The organism is Bacillus infantis, assembly GCF_008180445.1.
GTDB lineage: Bacteria > Bacillota > Bacilli > Bacillales > Cytobacillaceae > Bacillus_AB > Bacillus_AB infantis_B.
This window is the reverse complement of the sequence record NZ_VTER01000024.1, coordinates 1-15,183: the sequence shown is the minus strand read 5'-3', so window position 1 is coordinate 15,183 and position 15,183 is coordinate 1. Positions and strand designations below refer to the sequence as shown.

At 48.0% G+C, this 15,183-nt stretch carries 13 protein-coding genes and 2 riboswitches; of the genes, 9 read left to right on the top strand and 4 right to left on the bottom strand.

Annotated elements, in window-relative coordinates; all coding sequences use genetic code 11:
- Nucleotide 1: 1 nt before the first annotated feature.
- On the top strand, nt 2-502 hold the full coding sequence (locus FZD51_RS25280) for a shikimate kinase (RefSeq protein WP_148977196.1): 501 nt from the start codon (nt 2-4) through the stop codon (nt 500-502).
- A 38-nt stretch (nt 503-540) separates the two neighbouring features.
- Nucleotides 541-735, top strand: coding sequence for a YqzE family protein (locus FZD51_RS25275; protein ID WP_009794920.1), 195 nt, complete (start codon nt 541-543; stop codon nt 733-735).
- 291 nt (nt 736-1,026) lie between these two features.
- On the opposite strand, the gene FZD51_RS25270 is transcribed toward FZD51_RS25275, so the two are convergent.
- Nucleotides 1,027-1,821 carry a YqhG family protein gene (locus FZD51_RS25270; protein ID WP_148977195.1) on the bottom strand — a complete coding sequence of 265 codons (795 nt, stop codon included), beginning with the start codon at nt 1,819-1,821 and terminating at the stop codon, nt 1,027-1,029.
- Nucleotides 1,799-3,487 carry a DEAD/DEAH box helicase gene (locus FZD51_RS25265; protein WP_148977194.1) on the bottom strand — a complete coding sequence of 563 codons (1,689 nt, stop codon included), beginning with the start codon at nt 3,485-3,487 and terminating at the stop codon, nt 1,799-1,801. Before FZD51_RS25265 ends, FZD51_RS25270 begins: the two co-directional genes overlap by 23 nt.
- 249 nt (nt 3,488-3,736) lie before the next feature.
- Nucleotides 3,737-3,824, top strand: a riboswitch (glycine riboswitch).
- Nucleotides 3,825-3,827: 3 nt separating this feature from the next.
- A riboswitch (glycine riboswitch) is annotated at nt 3,828-3,905 on the top strand.
- A gap of 117 nt (nt 3,906-4,022) precedes the next feature.
- Between FZD51_RS25265 and gcvT the strand changes: the two genes are divergently transcribed.
- Genes gcvT through gcvPB form a run of 3 tightly spaced genes read left to right on the top strand, consistent with a single transcriptional unit; the run spans nt 4,023 to nt 7,946 of the window.
- Complete coding sequence (gene gcvT, locus FZD51_RS25260) at nt 4,023-5,129, top strand: glycine cleavage system aminomethyltransferase GcvT (RefSeq protein ID WP_148977193.1); 1,107 nt, start codon at nt 4,023-4,025, stop codon at nt 5,127-5,129.
- A 14-nt stretch (nt 5,130-5,143) separates the two neighbouring features.
- On the top strand, nt 5,144-6,490 hold the full coding sequence (gene gcvPA / locus FZD51_RS25255) for an aminomethyl-transferring glycine dehydrogenase subunit GcvPA (RefSeq protein ID WP_148977192.1): 1,347 nt from the start codon (nt 5,144-5,146) through the stop codon (nt 6,488-6,490).
- A complete protein-coding gene (gcvPB, locus tag FZD51_RS25250; protein ID WP_148977191.1) occupies nt 6,483-7,946 on the top strand; it encodes an aminomethyl-transferring glycine dehydrogenase subunit GcvPB in 1,464 nt (487 codons plus the stop codon). The genes gcvPA and gcvPB overlap by 8 nt, the downstream gene beginning before the upstream one ends.
- 168 nt (nt 7,947-8,114) lie before the next feature.
- Here the strand turns inward: gcvPB and FZD51_RS25245 are convergent, their stop codons facing one another.
- Nucleotides 8,115-8,498, bottom strand: a complete 384-nt coding sequence (locus tag FZD51_RS25245) for a rhodanese-like domain-containing protein (RefSeq protein WP_094767073.1) — start codon at nt 8,496-8,498, stop codon at nt 8,115-8,117.
- A gap of 240 nt (nt 8,499-8,738) precedes the next feature.
- On the opposite strand from FZD51_RS25245, the gene FZD51_RS25240 reads away from it, so the two are divergent.
- The 4 genes from FZD51_RS25240 to FZD51_RS25225 all read left to right on the top strand — a co-directional run bounded on the left by FZD51_RS25240 (nt 8,739) and on the right by FZD51_RS25225 (nt 14,637).
- Nucleotides 8,739-9,575 carry a lipoate--protein ligase family protein gene (locus FZD51_RS25240; protein ID WP_148977190.1) on the top strand — a complete coding sequence of 279 codons (837 nt, stop codon included), beginning with the start codon at nt 8,739-8,741 and terminating at the stop codon, nt 9,573-9,575.
- Between the two features lie 357 nt (nt 9,576-9,932).
- Nucleotides 9,933-12,482 (top strand): vitamin B12-dependent ribonucleotide reductase, encoded by a 2,550-nt coding sequence (locus FZD51_RS25235; RefSeq protein WP_148977189.1) that lies wholly within the window; start codon nt 9,933-9,935, stop codon nt 12,480-12,482.
- A gap of 139 nt (nt 12,483-12,621) precedes the next feature.
- Entirely contained in the window at nt 12,622-13,647 is a 1,026-nt protein-coding gene (splB, locus tag FZD51_RS25230; protein WP_009794932.1) for a spore photoproduct lyase, read from the top strand.
- Between the two features lie 102 nt (nt 13,648-13,749).
- On the top strand, nt 13,750-14,637 hold the full coding sequence (locus FZD51_RS25225; RefSeq protein WP_148977188.1) for a patatin-like phospholipase family protein: 888 nt from the start codon (nt 13,750-13,752) through the stop codon (nt 14,635-14,637).
- A gap of 59 nt (nt 14,638-14,696) precedes the next feature.
- On the opposite strand, the gene FZD51_RS25220 is transcribed toward FZD51_RS25225, so the two are convergent.
- The coding region (locus FZD51_RS25220; RefSeq protein ID WP_148977161.1) for a transposase at nt 14,697-15,183 on the bottom strand (487 nt) is incomplete at its 5' end.

Sequence of the window (15,183 nt, the reverse complement as noted above, 5' to 3'; positions counted from 1 at the left end):
GATGAATACAATCTACTTAATCGGCTTTATGGGAGCGGGGAAGACCACTGTCGGCAGAGAGCTCTCCTCTGCTCTTGGGAAGCCTGCGGTTGATATGGATGAGGAAATAGAAAAGGAAGCAGGCATCAGCATCAAGGAGATGTTTGCCCAGGAAGGCGAGGAATATTTCCGTAAGCTGGAGACGCAAATGCTGGAGCGTTTGTCGGCCAGGGACATCATCGTCACTACAGGGGGCGGTGTCGTCTTAAGGAAGGAAAACCGCTACCTTCTGAAAAACACCGGGACTGTCCTGTTCCTGCATGCCTCTCCTGAGGAAACGATTAAAAGGCTTGCCGCTGATACGGCACGTCCGCTTCTAGAGGGCGGGCTTGAACAGAAAGTAAAAGTACTCTACCAATCGAGGCTTCCATTGTATAAGGAAGCTGCCGACCATATTATTGAGACTGATGGGAGGACAATCGGTTCCATCACGGCAGAAGCGCAGCTGTGTTTGAAAAGCTGACGGCCGGGACATACTTCTACTAAAGAGAGGGGTGTCCGATGAAAACCAATGATTATGTGAAATATGTCACCCAGACATTCGTGAAGTATATGGACCAGCCGAAGGATGAGCGGAAAAAACAGAAGGAAAGCCGCAAGGATGAAAAAGAGCCATTCCTATTCAAATGGTTCGGAATCATCCCATATGCACTGCTGGCCGGGCTGAAAAAAGGAAAAGCGGCAAAACGGCAATAGAAAAAGGCGTTATGAGGAGCCTTGCCTGAGAAATAGGAAGTAGGCTCCAGTCCGGCCGCGGGCAGTATGATATTCCGGAAATAAAAGAAGAGAAGTGCGGGCCGGACCTGCACTTCTCTTTTTTTTCGGGAGATGAAGAGGTATATACTGGAAACTATCCAGGGGTGATGATAAGGAAGTACAGCCTTATGATACTCCCTTATCTTGTACCAGCTTATGCTGCAGCAGGATAAGAGAAGCGGCGAATACCGGACAAGCATCGAAAATGTGTGAAAGCCATGCTGTTTCTGCCTAAACGGCTGTATCTGTCAGATAGAAAAGCCCGCCATTCACGATGCTGACATTGACTTTTGGCTCATATTGCTCCTGCAGGGCGGCTTTTTCATTTTCGTAAGTCTCGTTCCGCTCTTCCATATCTTCATAAAAATGCTCAAGCAGATCAAGATCCTTTCTCCATCGTTCCCTTGCTTCGTCAGCCCAGCCGTGCTCCTCTGAATCAATCTGCGACTTCAGGAATCCTTCGATCCTGCTGATGCCGCTCTTTGGCATGATCAGAGGCGACAATGTAAACGAATAGTCGGGAATCTTCGGTGTAAGCTGCAGCTGGAGCAGGCGGTCATGGAAGTTTTCAACCATTTGGCCATTGAGCAGCTGCAGACCGATCGATTTGAACACATCTCTTTTCCGGTCGCATTGATAAGAAATCTTTACATTCATGCAAAGCCACGGCCTTAAAGGCGTCTGCCTGCCCGGCGGGGAAGAATGCTGTTCATACAGGCGGATGTAGCCTGCAAGGCTCCGTGCTGATTGAAATATCTGATGCAGGCGCGGAGAACCGAAATGGATCGTTTCTCCCTTCAAGTCGGGAGGCGCGAGCTGCCGGTTAGTAATGAACGTCAGCTTCATCGGATTCGGGATGCCTCCGGTTTTTTCAAGATAATGCCAGTAGAAAGGACGGTTCATCAGCTCTTTATCAAGCTCGATTGTCAGCTGGACCGTCATATAGCCAGGCCCCTCCCCGGTGATTTCACAGCCGTTCGCGGTAAAATAGCGTGCCAGGAATTTACGTATTTCCTGCTGCTGCATGTGCGCCGCCCTCCTTCATTTCCTCAGCAAGCTGTATCATGCTGTTCAAGTTCTCCATTTTGATTCTCATCTCTCCCTCTGAAGCCGATCTTCCAAAAATATCAGTCAGATGGTCCTCGATGCTTCCGAACTCAAGCTTGGCGAGGATATCATCAAGCTCCCCGATGACTTTTTCAAACAGATGAATCTTCTCGTACAGCAATTTGAGAATATGTTCTTCAACAGTATCCTTGACTGCGAAATTATAAATCATCACATCTTTTTCCTGGCCCAAACGGTGGATCCTTCCGATTCTTTGTTCAAGGCGCATCGGATTCCATGGCAGGTCATAATTGATAATATGGTTGCAGAATTGGAGATTGATCCCTTCTCCCCCGGCCTCTGTCGCAATCAGGACCTGGACATTGTTCTTGAAAAGCTCTCTCATCCAATCCTTCTTGCCCCGTTTGAAGCCGCCCCTGAAAGGGACCGAACTGATGCCGTGCTGCTTCAGGAACCATTGGAGGTAAAGCTGGGTCGCCCTGTATTCTGTGAAAATGATGACCTTGTCATCGATGCGTTTGATAATCTCGAGTGCTTTTTCCGCTTTGGAATTTCTCTGTACCTTCTCCACCTTGCTGACAAGGTACTGAATTTGTTCCTGAAACATATCAGAAGGGGCTTCCTGCCTGGAAACCATATTGCGGAGGGTATAAAAGACTGCCTCCCGGCTGCTGCAGGCCTCGCGCTGCAGGGTCATGACGGAGAACTGGCTGGAATTGACCCAATCTCCTTCACCCCTCAATTCTGTGACAGACTCGTACAGATCCCTTTCTTCCGCGGAAAATTCAATCGGGATGGTCTCTACGTGGCGTTTTGTCCATTCAATCCCTGTATCAGCCCGCCTGTTCCGGATCATCACTTTATTGACCAGCTCTTTCAGGTGGGCATTGTCATCGAGCGAGCGTGAATCCTTCTTATATTTTTCATAAAAAGCTGTTTCATTACCCAGATGGCCCGGCTTCAAGAGAGAAACGAGGTTGAAAATCTCGCTTATCCTGTTCTGGATCGGTGTAGCAGTAAGGAGCAGGCAGAATTTCTTTTTCAGGCTCTGGACAAATTCATAGTTTTTCGTTTTGCTGTTTTTCAGCTTATGAGCTTCATCGATGATGATCAAATCATAATCAAGGGAAAAAATGATGTCGCGGTGCGGATTCCTTTTGGCTGTATCGATGGAAGAAACCACCACATCGCACTGCTCCCACACATAAGCCTTGCGCTGGGCAACTGCCGGTATGTAGAATTTTGTGTTCAGCTCGATTTCCCACTGGGTGACAAGAGAGGCTGGAACCAGGATAAGGACTTTTTTCACGAGACCCCTAATCATATATTCTTTCAGTATCAGTCCAGCTTCAATCGTTTTTCCGAGCCCGACCTCATCGGCCAGTATCGCTTTTCCGTTCATATTTTCAACTACCTGCCTGGCAACTTCCAGCTGGTGGGGCAGCGGCGTCAGGTCCGGCAAGTGCCCCGGTGCCTGGAGGCCATTGAATTCGGGGATGATGGTATGCTGCTCGACCTCTGCAGCAAGTCTGTAAAGCTCCCAATTCCCCCATGGTCCGTCATTGGATATTCTTGATAGAAACTCGGTTTGCCATGTAGAATCAAAATCGATCTGGACTGGCATGGTAAAACAGCTCCTTCGCTTGTAGTTAAGCCCCTCTTGGCAATGCCCCCGGGGAGTCCTGCGGGTAAAAAGAAGCGTCTCAAATTATTTATTGCCCAATCTGAAATAGGATGGTAGGATGATAATAGCTTTGAATGTTTCGAAATTTGTCATTAAACAAATTTTGGCTCCGAACGGCCATCAGCAGCATGAAGGCTGCGGATTCTTCATTGAATAGTATGGCCATATTGGAAAAAATTATAAATGCGGATGAGAATAAGGGGAGAGACTGTGTATACAGCGCCGAAGGAGCAAGCATTCATGTGAATCTCTCAGGCAAAAGAACCCTTGTTGGACGCGGCTCTGGAGAGTGCTTCATTTAGGAAGCCACCAAAGGGGAAAACCGGTAAAAGGTAAACTTTCAGGTGCCAGGACAGAGACCCTCGTTAGGAACGGGGGATTTCTCTGTCCTTTTTTCGTGCCCAAAACCTTCAGGCGTTCAAGCCTCATGGTTAGCAATCTTGTATTTATTATTTGGATCAAGGGGGACAAGTGAATGTCGCAGCTAAAACGTACACCATTATATGAGGAATACCGGAAGCTTGGAGCAAAAACCATCGATTTTGGCGGCTGGGACCTGCCGGTGCAGTTCACTGGCATCAAAGATGAGCACGAAGCGGTCAGAACAAAAGCAGGCCTGTTTGATGTATCACATATGGGAGAGATAGAAGTGAAAGGGCAAGCCAGCCTGGATTTTCTGCAAAAAATGATGACCAATGATATCTCCAAGCTGAAAAGCGGCGGTGCACAATATACCGCGATGTGCTATGAAAGCGGCGGCACTGTTGACGATTTGCTTGTGTATAAATTCGAGGATGACCACTATCTGCTGGTTGTCAATGCGGCAAACATAGAAAAGGATTATCAGTGGCTTGAAGACCATCTGATTGAGGGTGCTGACATCAAAAATCTTTCTGATCAGACTGCGCAGCTTGCTTTGCAGGGACCTGCAGCTGAAGGGATTCTCCAGAAGCTTGCAGGCGAAAAGGATTTAAGCGAAATTGGCTTTTTTAAATTCAGCAGTGATGTGGACCTTAATGGAAAGAAAGCGCTCGTTTCCCGCACCGGCTATACGGGCGAAGATGGATTCGAAATCTACTGCCATTCGGATGATGCCTCAAGCATCTGGAATGATATCCTCGAAGCCGGAAAAGAAGAAGGTGTGCTGCCTTGCGGGCTTGGCTGCCGCGACACCCTGAGGTTTGAAGCAAACCTCGCGCTGTACGGGCAGGAGCTGTCGCCAGACATTACCCCCCTTGAAGCCGGGATCGGTTTTGCTGTAAAGATTAATAAAGAAGCAGATTTCATCGGCAAGCCTGTCCTCAAGCAGCAAAAAGAAAATGGTGTGCCGAGAAAGCTGGTCGGACTTGAAATGATTGACAGGGGAATCCCGCGCCACGGCTATCCGGTGCTGGCGAATGGAGAGCAGGTCGGCGAAGTGACGACAGGCACACAATCACCGACCCTGAAGAAGAACATCGGCCTCGCCCTGATCAAGACCCAATATGCGGAGCTTGGCAATGAGGTAGAAGTTGAAATCCGCGGCAAACGGCTGAAAGCAGTTATAGCTGCCACACCTTTTTATAAAAGAGATAAGAAGTGACGGAGGGGAAAAACATGACGCATCGCTATCTGCCTATGACAGAAACAGACAAAAAGGAAATGCTTGAGAAGATCGGGGCAAGTTCGATTGATGAACTGTTCAGTGATATACCTGAAGCTGTCAGGTTTAAGGGAGAGTACAATATTAAACCGGCAAAGCCGGAAACGGCCTTATTGAAGGAGCTTACCAGGCTGGCAGGGAAGAATGCCGACCTCAGGTCCAATTCTTCCTTCCTTGGAGCCGGTGTCTATGATCATTATATGCCGGTGATTGTGGACCACGTCATTTCCCGCTCCGAATTCTATACGGCCTATACACCGTATCAGCCGGAGATTTCACAGGGGGAGCTGCAGGCCATCTTTGAATTCCAGACGATGATCTGCGAACTGACTGGCATGGACGTAGCCAATTCTTCCATGTATGACGGCGGCACTGCCCTCGCTGAGGCAGCGATGCTTTCAGCAGGCCAGACGCGCCGCAAGAAAATCCTGATCTCCGAGGCTGTACATCCGGAATCGAAGGATGTTGTCAGAAGTTATGCAAAAGGGCAATATATTGAGGTTGTGGAGATTCCGCATAAGGATGGAATCACAGATATGGATGCCCTGAAAGATCAGATGGACAGCGATACAGCTGCAGTCATTGTTCAATACCCTAACTTCTTCGGCCGCATAGAGCCGCTGGAAGAACTTGAGGAAGTCATCCATGCCCATAAATCGATGTTCGTTGTATCAAGCAATCCGCTTTCCTTGGGCGCATTAACTCCTCCAGGCAAGTTTGGCGCTGATATTGTGGCAGGGGATGCACAGCCATTCGGGATCCCGACGGCATTCGGGGGACCTCATTGCGGTTATTTTGCCGTCACCTCCAAACTGATGAGAAAGGTGCCGGGCCGCCTTGTCGGGCAGACGGTTGATGAAGAAGGCCGCCGCGGCTTCGTACTGACCCTTCAGGCAAGGGAACAGCATATCCGCCGTGATAAAGCGACTTCCAATATCTGCTCCAACCAGGCCTTGAATGCTCTTGCTGCATCTGTCGCCATGACAGCCCTCGGCAAAAAGGGCGTCAGGGATATTGCAGTCCAGAATATGCAGAAAGCCCGCTATGCCAAGGATCAGTTCAAGAAGGCCGGATTCGAGCTTGCCTTTGAAGGCCCGATCTTTAATGAATTTGTCGTAAAGCTGAATACACCAGTCAAGGAGATCAATAAGAGCCTGCTCGATAAAGAAATCATCGGCGGCTTTGATCTTGGCAGAAGCTATCCTTCACTGGAAAACCATATGCTGGTTGCCGTGACAGAGCTTCGCACGAAAGAAGAAATCGATACTTTTGTTAAAGAATTGGGGGATTACCATGCATAATCAAGACCAGCCGCTGATTTTTGAAATAAGCAAGCCGGGCCGCACAGGCTACAGCCTTCCGGATCTGGATGTACCTGAAGTGGATTTGGCTGAATTGCTGCCTGAAGGATATCTGCGTGAAGAAGAGCCTGAGCTTCCTGAAGTATCGGAATTGGACATCATGAGGCATTATACTGCTCTCTCAAAAAGGAACCATGGCGTGGATTCAGGTTTTTATCCGCTTGGATCATGCACGATGAAATACAATCCAAAGATCAATGAAAATGTGGCACGCTTTAACGGGTTTGCCCATATTCATCCCCTGCAGGAAGAAAGCTCTGTCCAGGGTGCATTGGAGCTGATGTATGACCTGCAGGAGCACTTGATTGAAATTACCGGAATGGATGAAGTGACGCTGCAGCCTGCTGCAGGTGCTCATGGGGAATGGACAGGATTGATGATGATCAGGGCCTTCCATGAAGCGAATGGGGATACAGGGAGGACCAAGGTCATCGTCCCTGACTCAGCGCATGGGACCAATCCCGCATCAGCAACGGTAGCCGGCTTTGAAACCGTCACCGTTAAATCGAATGAAAACGGCCTTGTGGACCTTGAGGATCTTCGCCGTGTAGTCGGTTCCGATACAGCTGCCCTGATGCTGACGAATCCGAACACGCTTGGACTGTTTGAAGAAAACATCCTTGAAATGGCAGAGATTGTCCATGGTGCCGGCGGCAAGCTTTATTATGACGGTGCCAACCTGAATGCGGTCCTTTCCAAAGCGCGGCCTGGAGATATGGGATTCGATGTTGTCCATCTGAATCTCCATAAAACATTCACAGGTCCTCACGGAGGGGGAGGGCCCGGCTCAGGTCCGGTCGGCGTCAAGAAAGACCTGATACCCTATTTGCCTAAACCGATCGTTGCTAAGCGCGGCGAGGAATTTGTCCTTGATTATGACCTCCCGCAATCGATTGGAAGGGTCAAACCGTATTATGGAAACTTCGGCATCAATGTTCGCGCTTATACTTATATTCGCACAATGGGGCCGGACGGCTTGAAAAATGTAACAGAATTCGCCGTCCTGAATGCGAATTATATGATGAGGCGCCTGGCGGAATACTATGATCTGCCATTCGACAGACACTGCAAGCATGAATTTGTACTCAGCGGAAAGCGCCAGAAAAAGCTTGGCGTCAGAACGCTTGACATTGCGAAGCGCCTGCTCGACTTCGGCTATCATCCGCCTACCATCTACTTCCCGCTGAATGTAGAGGAATGCATCATGATAGAGCCGACTGAAACCGAATCAAAAGAAACGCTGGACAGCTTCATTGAAGCAATGATCCAGATTGCCAAGGAAGCGGAGGAAAATCCGGAAATCGTGCAGGAAGCGCCGCATACAACGGTCATCGGCCGCCTGGATGAGACCCTGGCTGCAAGAAAACCGGTCCTCCGGTATAAGAAAGAAGCTTAAATCTGTAAAACATTGAGGGGCGAAGCACGGCAGGGGCTGTCATGCTTCGCCTTTCTTTTTAGATTGGAACGCCGCAGTTATGTGATGATTCATATGATTGCACAGAAAAAGGGTCCCGCCTTATGGCTGGACCCTTTTTTGCTCATGTATAGAAGGGATGTGCTTCCCTTATTTCTTCGCTTTGATTTTGCCTGACCATTTTTTGAAGCCGCCCTGCAGCTGGTGGAGATCTTTATAGCCTCTGCGGTATAAAAACTGGGCTGCACGTCCGCTGCGCATCCCGCTTTGGCAGTACAGATAAACAGGCTTGTCCGGACGGATTTCCTTCATGCGCATTTTCATCTGGGATAACGGGATATTTCGGGAACCAAGAATATGGCCGGCATCGAATTCATTCGGCTCCCGGACATCGATCAGCTGAGCCTTCCGGTAGCCTGCACGGAATTCATCCTCTGTCAGGGTCTTGACGACTTTGCGCTGATAGAGCCATGTAACGACAGAGTAGGTAACAAAACCCCCGATAATGATTAAAAGAATATAAAGTGTATCCAATGTGACTTCTCCTTTCACGTATAGCTACGCCAGCTTTTATTATATAAGCCGGCAGGTATGCGAGTAAAGGAATTCCTGCAAAATTCACGTATTTCTCACGTTTTCGGATTTGCTGGAGACAAAGCGGGCGAGACGGTAAATTGAAATATTAGGAAAGGGCTGTTTGCTTTGTTTTTTCCGCCCATTTTGATAGACTAGAGAACATGTGCAAGACTCATAACATGAAAAAGAGGGTTACATATGCTAAAAGAAACTTGGAGATTTATTGATTCGGGATATGGTTCCCCATCTTTCAATATGGCTTTGGATGAGGCACTCCTCGAGTGGAACAGCGAGGGAAAGATCCCGCCTGTCATCCGCTTCTACGGATGGGATCCGGCAACGCTTTCCATTGGCTATTTTCAAAAAGCGGAAAAGGAAATCGATATGGATGCAGTCAAAAAGCACGGGCTGGGGTTTGTCCGCCGTCCGACAGGCGGAAGGGGCGTCCTGCATGAACATGAGCTCACATACAGCGTCATCGTATCAGAGGACCATCCTGAAATGCCGAAAACAGTGACAGAGGCCTACCGGGTGATTTCTGAAGGAATCCTTAAGGGATTCCACAATCTTGGAATGGATGCCTATTTTGCTGTTCCGAAGACAGCCGAGGAAAGGGAGTCGCTGAAGAACCCGCGCTCTTCCGTCTGCTTTGATGCACCAAGCTGGTATGAGCTTGTTGTTGAGGGGAGAAAGGTTGCCGGAAGCGCCCAGACAAGGCAGAAGGGTGTTATCCTCCAGCATGGATCCATCCTGCTCGACCTTGATGAAGATAAGCTTTTCAGCCTGTTCAAGTATCCGAATGACCGTGTGAAGGAAAGGATGCAGAGAGCGTTCAAAAGCAAAGCAGTTGCCATCAACGAGCTGAGCCGGGACAAAGTTACGATTGCGCAGGCCAAGGAAGCCTTCAGAAAGGGCTTTGAAGAAGGTCTTGACATTCATCTTGAACCTTATGAGCTTTCCGCCGAAGAAATGGAATATGTGAACAAAATTGCAAAAGACCGATATGAAAACGATGAATGGAACTTTAAAAGATAAAAAGCGGCCCTGTCGCTTTTTTTCTGTTTGATACAGAAATTTAACATACCCAGATAATGAATATTTTTCCAAGGGGGCCGCTTCTAAAACGCAAGCCCCGAAATTTGCCGAAAATAATCGTTTACTGTCATTAATCGGACAATATCTCTTCTTATCTCTGAAATCTAGTTTTTTCTGCGTTTGACAAAATCAAATTGACTTGACCTATAATACAATATATAGTGGTGTCGAAAATATTTTATATACTATATATTGATTTTGGGGTTTTAGATATGATAACTTTAGGGTATTCAAAAAAACAAATAGAAGCTTGGCTTTCTATTATTAATAGAAAGATACATTGAAGGAGCTGTGTGTATGTCTGTCGTTCTAGGACAAAAAGCAAAAGTGAACATCGAACAATTAAACAAGGATATCCGCCTATTCCCCCAGGTGCATCCAATCACCCCTGATATGAAAATCTCCCATAAAGGGGTTTCCCGTCTGGTCATGCTGGACCGCTATACTTTCAAGGATACAGAAAAGATCACTCTGGCGAACGGGGACTTCGTTGTCCTGACTGTCAAAGAAGATCCCAAATTCCCTGCCCGCGGCCTCGGCTTCATTCAGGAGATTGACTGGGAGAACAAGACAGCCAGAGTATTGGTGGATGAAGAATTCCGCGGTGTACTGGATAATCCGGACGAACCTGTGATTACGAAATCGCTGGATGTGATCGAGAAGCCGCTTGAAATCTATTATGAGCAGATTGCAAAGCGCAATGCGACAGGCCTGGCATCTGCAGAGGCAACAGAAGAGAAGCGGAAAGAATGGTTCGGGAAATTTTACCACGAGCTTGTGAGCCTGAACTTCATCCCTGCCGGAAGGGTGCTTTACGGTGCTGGCGCGGATACGGATGTTACTTACTTTAACTGCTATGTCATGCCGTTTGTACAGGATTCCCGGGAAGGGATTTCTGAGCATCGCAAGCAGGTAATGGAAATCATGAGCAGGGGCGGCGGCGTCGGAACAAACGGATCGACCTTAAGGCCGCGCAACACACTGGCCCGCGGAGTGAACGGCAAATCTTCCGGTTCGGTTTCATGGCTTGATGACATCGCGAAACTGACTCATTTGGTTGAACAGGGCGGTTCAAGGAGAGGTGCGCAAATGATCATGCTCACCGACTGGCATCCTGATATCATCGAATTCATCATCTCAAAAATGCAAAACCCGCGCATCCTCCGTTTCCTGCTGGAAAACACGCAGGATGAAACAATCAAGCGCTATGCCAGCGAAAAGCTGAAGTTCACTCCGCTGACTGAGCAGGAGACCAATATGTATCAGGGAATCATCAACTATAAGCAAATCCCCGGTCTTGGCGGCTTCAACGAGAAAATCATCAAGGATGCGGAAAATAAGCTTGCTGCCGGAGGCAATTATACTGTCCATAATCCGGAGTTCCTGACGGGCGCCAATATCTCCGTGTGCCTGACAAAGGATTTCATGGATGCAGTTGAAAAAGATGCAGAGTATGAGCTGCGCTTCCCTGATGTGGAGTCATATGATGCCGAAACGATGAAGATCTACAATGAAGAATGGCATAAAATCGGCGATGTCCGCGAATGGGAAAAGCTGGGCCATAAAGTGCGCATATACCGCAAAATCAAGGCAAAAGAGCTTTGGAACCTGATCAATATCTGTGCGACCTATTCAGCAGAGCCAGGCATTTTCTTCATCGACAATGCGAATGATATGACAAATGCACAAGCCTACGGACAGAAGGTAGTAGCGACAAACCCTTGCGGAGAGCAGCCGCTGGCGCCTTACTCTGTCTGCAATCTTGCCGCTGTCAATCTTGCTGAAATGGCTGACAAGGAAAACAAAACCGTCGACTTTGAAAAGCTGGCCCGCACTGTTGAAGTTGGCGTCCGCATGCAGGATAACGTCATTGACGCGACACCATACTTCCTTGAAGAAAACAAAAAGCAGGCTCTGGGAGAGCGCCGTGTCGGACTTGGCGTAATGGGACTGCATGATCTGCTGATTTACTGTGAGACAGAATACGGTTCAGAAAAAGGCAATGAACTGATCGACAAAGTATTTGAAACGATTGCTGTAACCGCATATAAAGCTTCTGTTGAGCTGGCAGGCGAAAAAGGCAGCTTCCCGTTCCTTACAGGGGCAACGGATGAAGAAACAAAAAGGCTCCGCCAGAACTTCACAGAAACCGGGTTTATGCAGAAAATGCCAGAAGATGTGAGACAGTCCATCCTTGAAAAAGGAATCCGCAATTCCCACCTGCTTACTGTTGCACCGACAGGATCCACAGGTACCATGGTCGGGGTTTCAACAGGGCTTGAACCATACTTCTCCTTCTCCTATTTCAGGAGCGGCCGATTAGGGAAGTTCATTGAGGTGAAGGCAGATATCGTACAAGAGTATCTGGACCGCAACCCTGATGCAGATCCTGAGAACCTTCCGGAATGGTTTATTTCCGCTATGGAGCTTTCCCCTGAGGCGCATGCTGATGTTCAATGTGTCATCCAGCGCTGGATTGACAGTTCTATTAGCAAGACGGTCAATGCACCGAAGGGCTACAGCGTTGAACAGGTGGAAGGTGTGTATGAACGCCTGTACCGCGGCGGAGCGAAAGGCGGAACAGTATACGTCGATGGTTCCCGCGACTCGCAGGTCCTTACACTGAAAGCGGAAGAAAACACCTTCGATGAGGAAGAAACGAAAGAAGAAAAGCCGAAGCAGCGTGTTGTGCTGGTTGACACAATCAGTGACCTCAGATCGACAGATGTAACCATCGGCTCTGAAGTAGGCAACACCTGCCCGGTATGCCGCCAGGGAAAGGTAAAAGAAATCGGCGGCTGCAATACCTGCACAAACTGCAATGCCCAATTGAAATGCGGCTTGTAAAATTTTCATAAACAGTAAAAAGAGGATGGAAAAATTTTTCCGTCCTCTTTTTTTCGGTTTTGCCCCAATAATGCTCATACTACAAAAAAGTGCCGGCGACATGCCTGAGCCAAGCAAACATAGAAACGGGGTTATAAAGATGAAACCATTCATGCCGCAGCTTGTATATATAGAACCGAAAGCGCTTGAATATCCTTTGGGAAAGGAGCTGAAGGAAAAATTTGAGGAGCTTGGCATCGAAATCCGCGAAACCACTTCCCACAACCAGGTGCGCGGCATCCCGGGGAATAATGAGCTTCAGCAGTACCGGAATGCAAAATCCACACTCGTGGTAGGCATCAGGAGAACGCTCAAATTCGATACGTCCAAGCCGTCAGCCGAGTATGCCATCCCGCTTGCAACAGGATGCATGGGGCATTGCCATTACTGCTATCTGCAGACAACCCTTGGGAGCAAGCCGTATATCCGCACTTATGTAAACCTTGAGGATATCTTTGCCCAGGCTGAAAAATATATGGAGGAGCGGGCACCTGAAGTCACCCGATTTGAGGCTGCCTGTACCTCGGATATTGTAGGGCTTGACCATTTGACGCACTCATTGAAAAAGACGATTGAATTCATCGGCGGGACAGAGTATGGAAGACTCCGCTTTGTGACTAAGTACCACCATGTCGACCATCTGCTTGATGCCAAGCATAACGGCAAGACAAGATTTCGCTTCAGCGTCAATTCACGATATGTAATCAAGAATTTTGAACCGGGCACCTCCACTTTCGACGAACGGCTCGAAGCGGCCAGGAAGGTTGCAGGGGCGGGATATCCTTTAGGCTTTATCGTAGCGCCAATCTATCTTCATGAAAACTGGAAAGAAGGATATTATGAGCTTTTTGAAAGGCTGAAGCAGTCGCTTGATGGCATAGAGCTTAAAGACCTTACCTTTGAACTCATTCAGCACCGTTTCACCAAGCCTGCCAAAAAGGTCATAGAGAAACGCTATCCGAAAACAAAGCTTGAAATGGATGAAGAAAAGCGGAAATATAAGTGGGGCCGCTACGGAATAGGAAAATATGTATACCAGAACGATGAAGCAAAGGAAATGGAAGAAACCATCCGAAGTTATGTCCATTCCTTTTTTCCGGAAGCAGAAGTCCAGTATTTTACGTAACCTGATATTTTGTCATGAATAATTAATTTGTCCGCCGTACTATTTTTGCAGCTGCCCGATTAAAGATGTATCAAGCAGGTATCATCGACGGGAGTGGCTTGCATGTATATAGACGGCGTTTTTTCGGGCGGCGGCATTAAAGGCTTTGCGCTGATCGGTGCTTTGGAGGTCATTGAGCAGAAAGGATTCCGTTTTGAAAGAGTGGCCGGCACGAGCGCGGGCTCCATTGTGGCCGGACTGTCTGCTGCAGGATACACAAGCAGAGAAATGTTCGATCTGATGAATGAACTTGATTTGAAAAAGCTGCTGGATGCCAGGAGGACGCTGCTGCCATTTTCGGCAGCTAAGTGGCTGCTCTTGTATTGGCGGCTTGGATTGTACAAGGGGAACGAGCTGGAAAAGTGGATTGCAGAAAAGCTCGCTGCAAGGGGGATCCGCACATTTGGCGACCTCGCACCCCAGAAGCTTAGAGTCATTGCATCAGATCTGACCAACGGCCGGCTTGTCGTCTTACCGGATGATTTAATGAGCTACGGGGTCGACCCTGGCCGATTCTCCGTTGCGAAGGCTATCCGGATGAGCTGCAGCCTGCCTTATTTTTTTGAACCGGTCAAACTGAAGTCTTATGAAGGAGAAACAAGTCTCTTAGTCGATGGGGGAGTGCTGAGCAATTTTCCGATGTGGCTCTTTGACAAGGAAAATGTCAAAAAGCTCCGGCCAGTCCTTGGGATCAAGCTGAGCCATGATGTCTTGAACAGGGAGAAAAATAAAATCAATAATGCGATCCAGCTCTATGAGGCGCTCTTTGAAACAATGAAGGATGCCCATGATGCACGCTATATTTCCCGGAAGCATGCAAAGAATATCATTTTTGTTCCGACAGAGGGCATCGTCTCTACAGAATTTGGCCTTACCGCTGAAAGAAAAGAAGAGCTGCTGGAGCTCGGGAGGCGGTCAGCGGGGAAGTTTTTTTCCCAATGGACCTATTGAGGAGGGAATTAAAAAGGTTCTACGTCAAATGTTGGGGTGAGGTCCAAAGGGCTTCACCCTTATCCAATATGCACACCCAACTTTTTATACTTATGAGTTAATAAGATTTTGGCCCGAAAACGCTTAAAGCTTCTAAAGCCAAATGCGTTTCGTTTCATGACTTTCGTTAAGTTATTGAGGCCTTCTAAAAAGCCATTCGAATAGTTATAGCTAAAGCTATTTAGTATTTCGATTTGCCAGTTTTTTATGGTCTTGGCAGCTTTCATGAACTCAGGAATGCCCGCCTGGGCAACGTCCTCGTAAAAATTATAGAGTGACTCTTTAGTTAGGAGGATCTTTTCCTCACCATTCAGCTTTGCCTCGTCAAACCATCGACAAAACTGCTCTTTTAATTCATATGCCACCTTTAATTCAGGGGACATATTTAGGTACCTGCGAAGAAGCCATTTGTCTTCTTCCGTCAGCTTATCTGACCTCTTATAGAATACATGACGACCCCTCTTGCATTTCTTCCGGTCATAATCATGCCATTCCGTTTGAACTCTT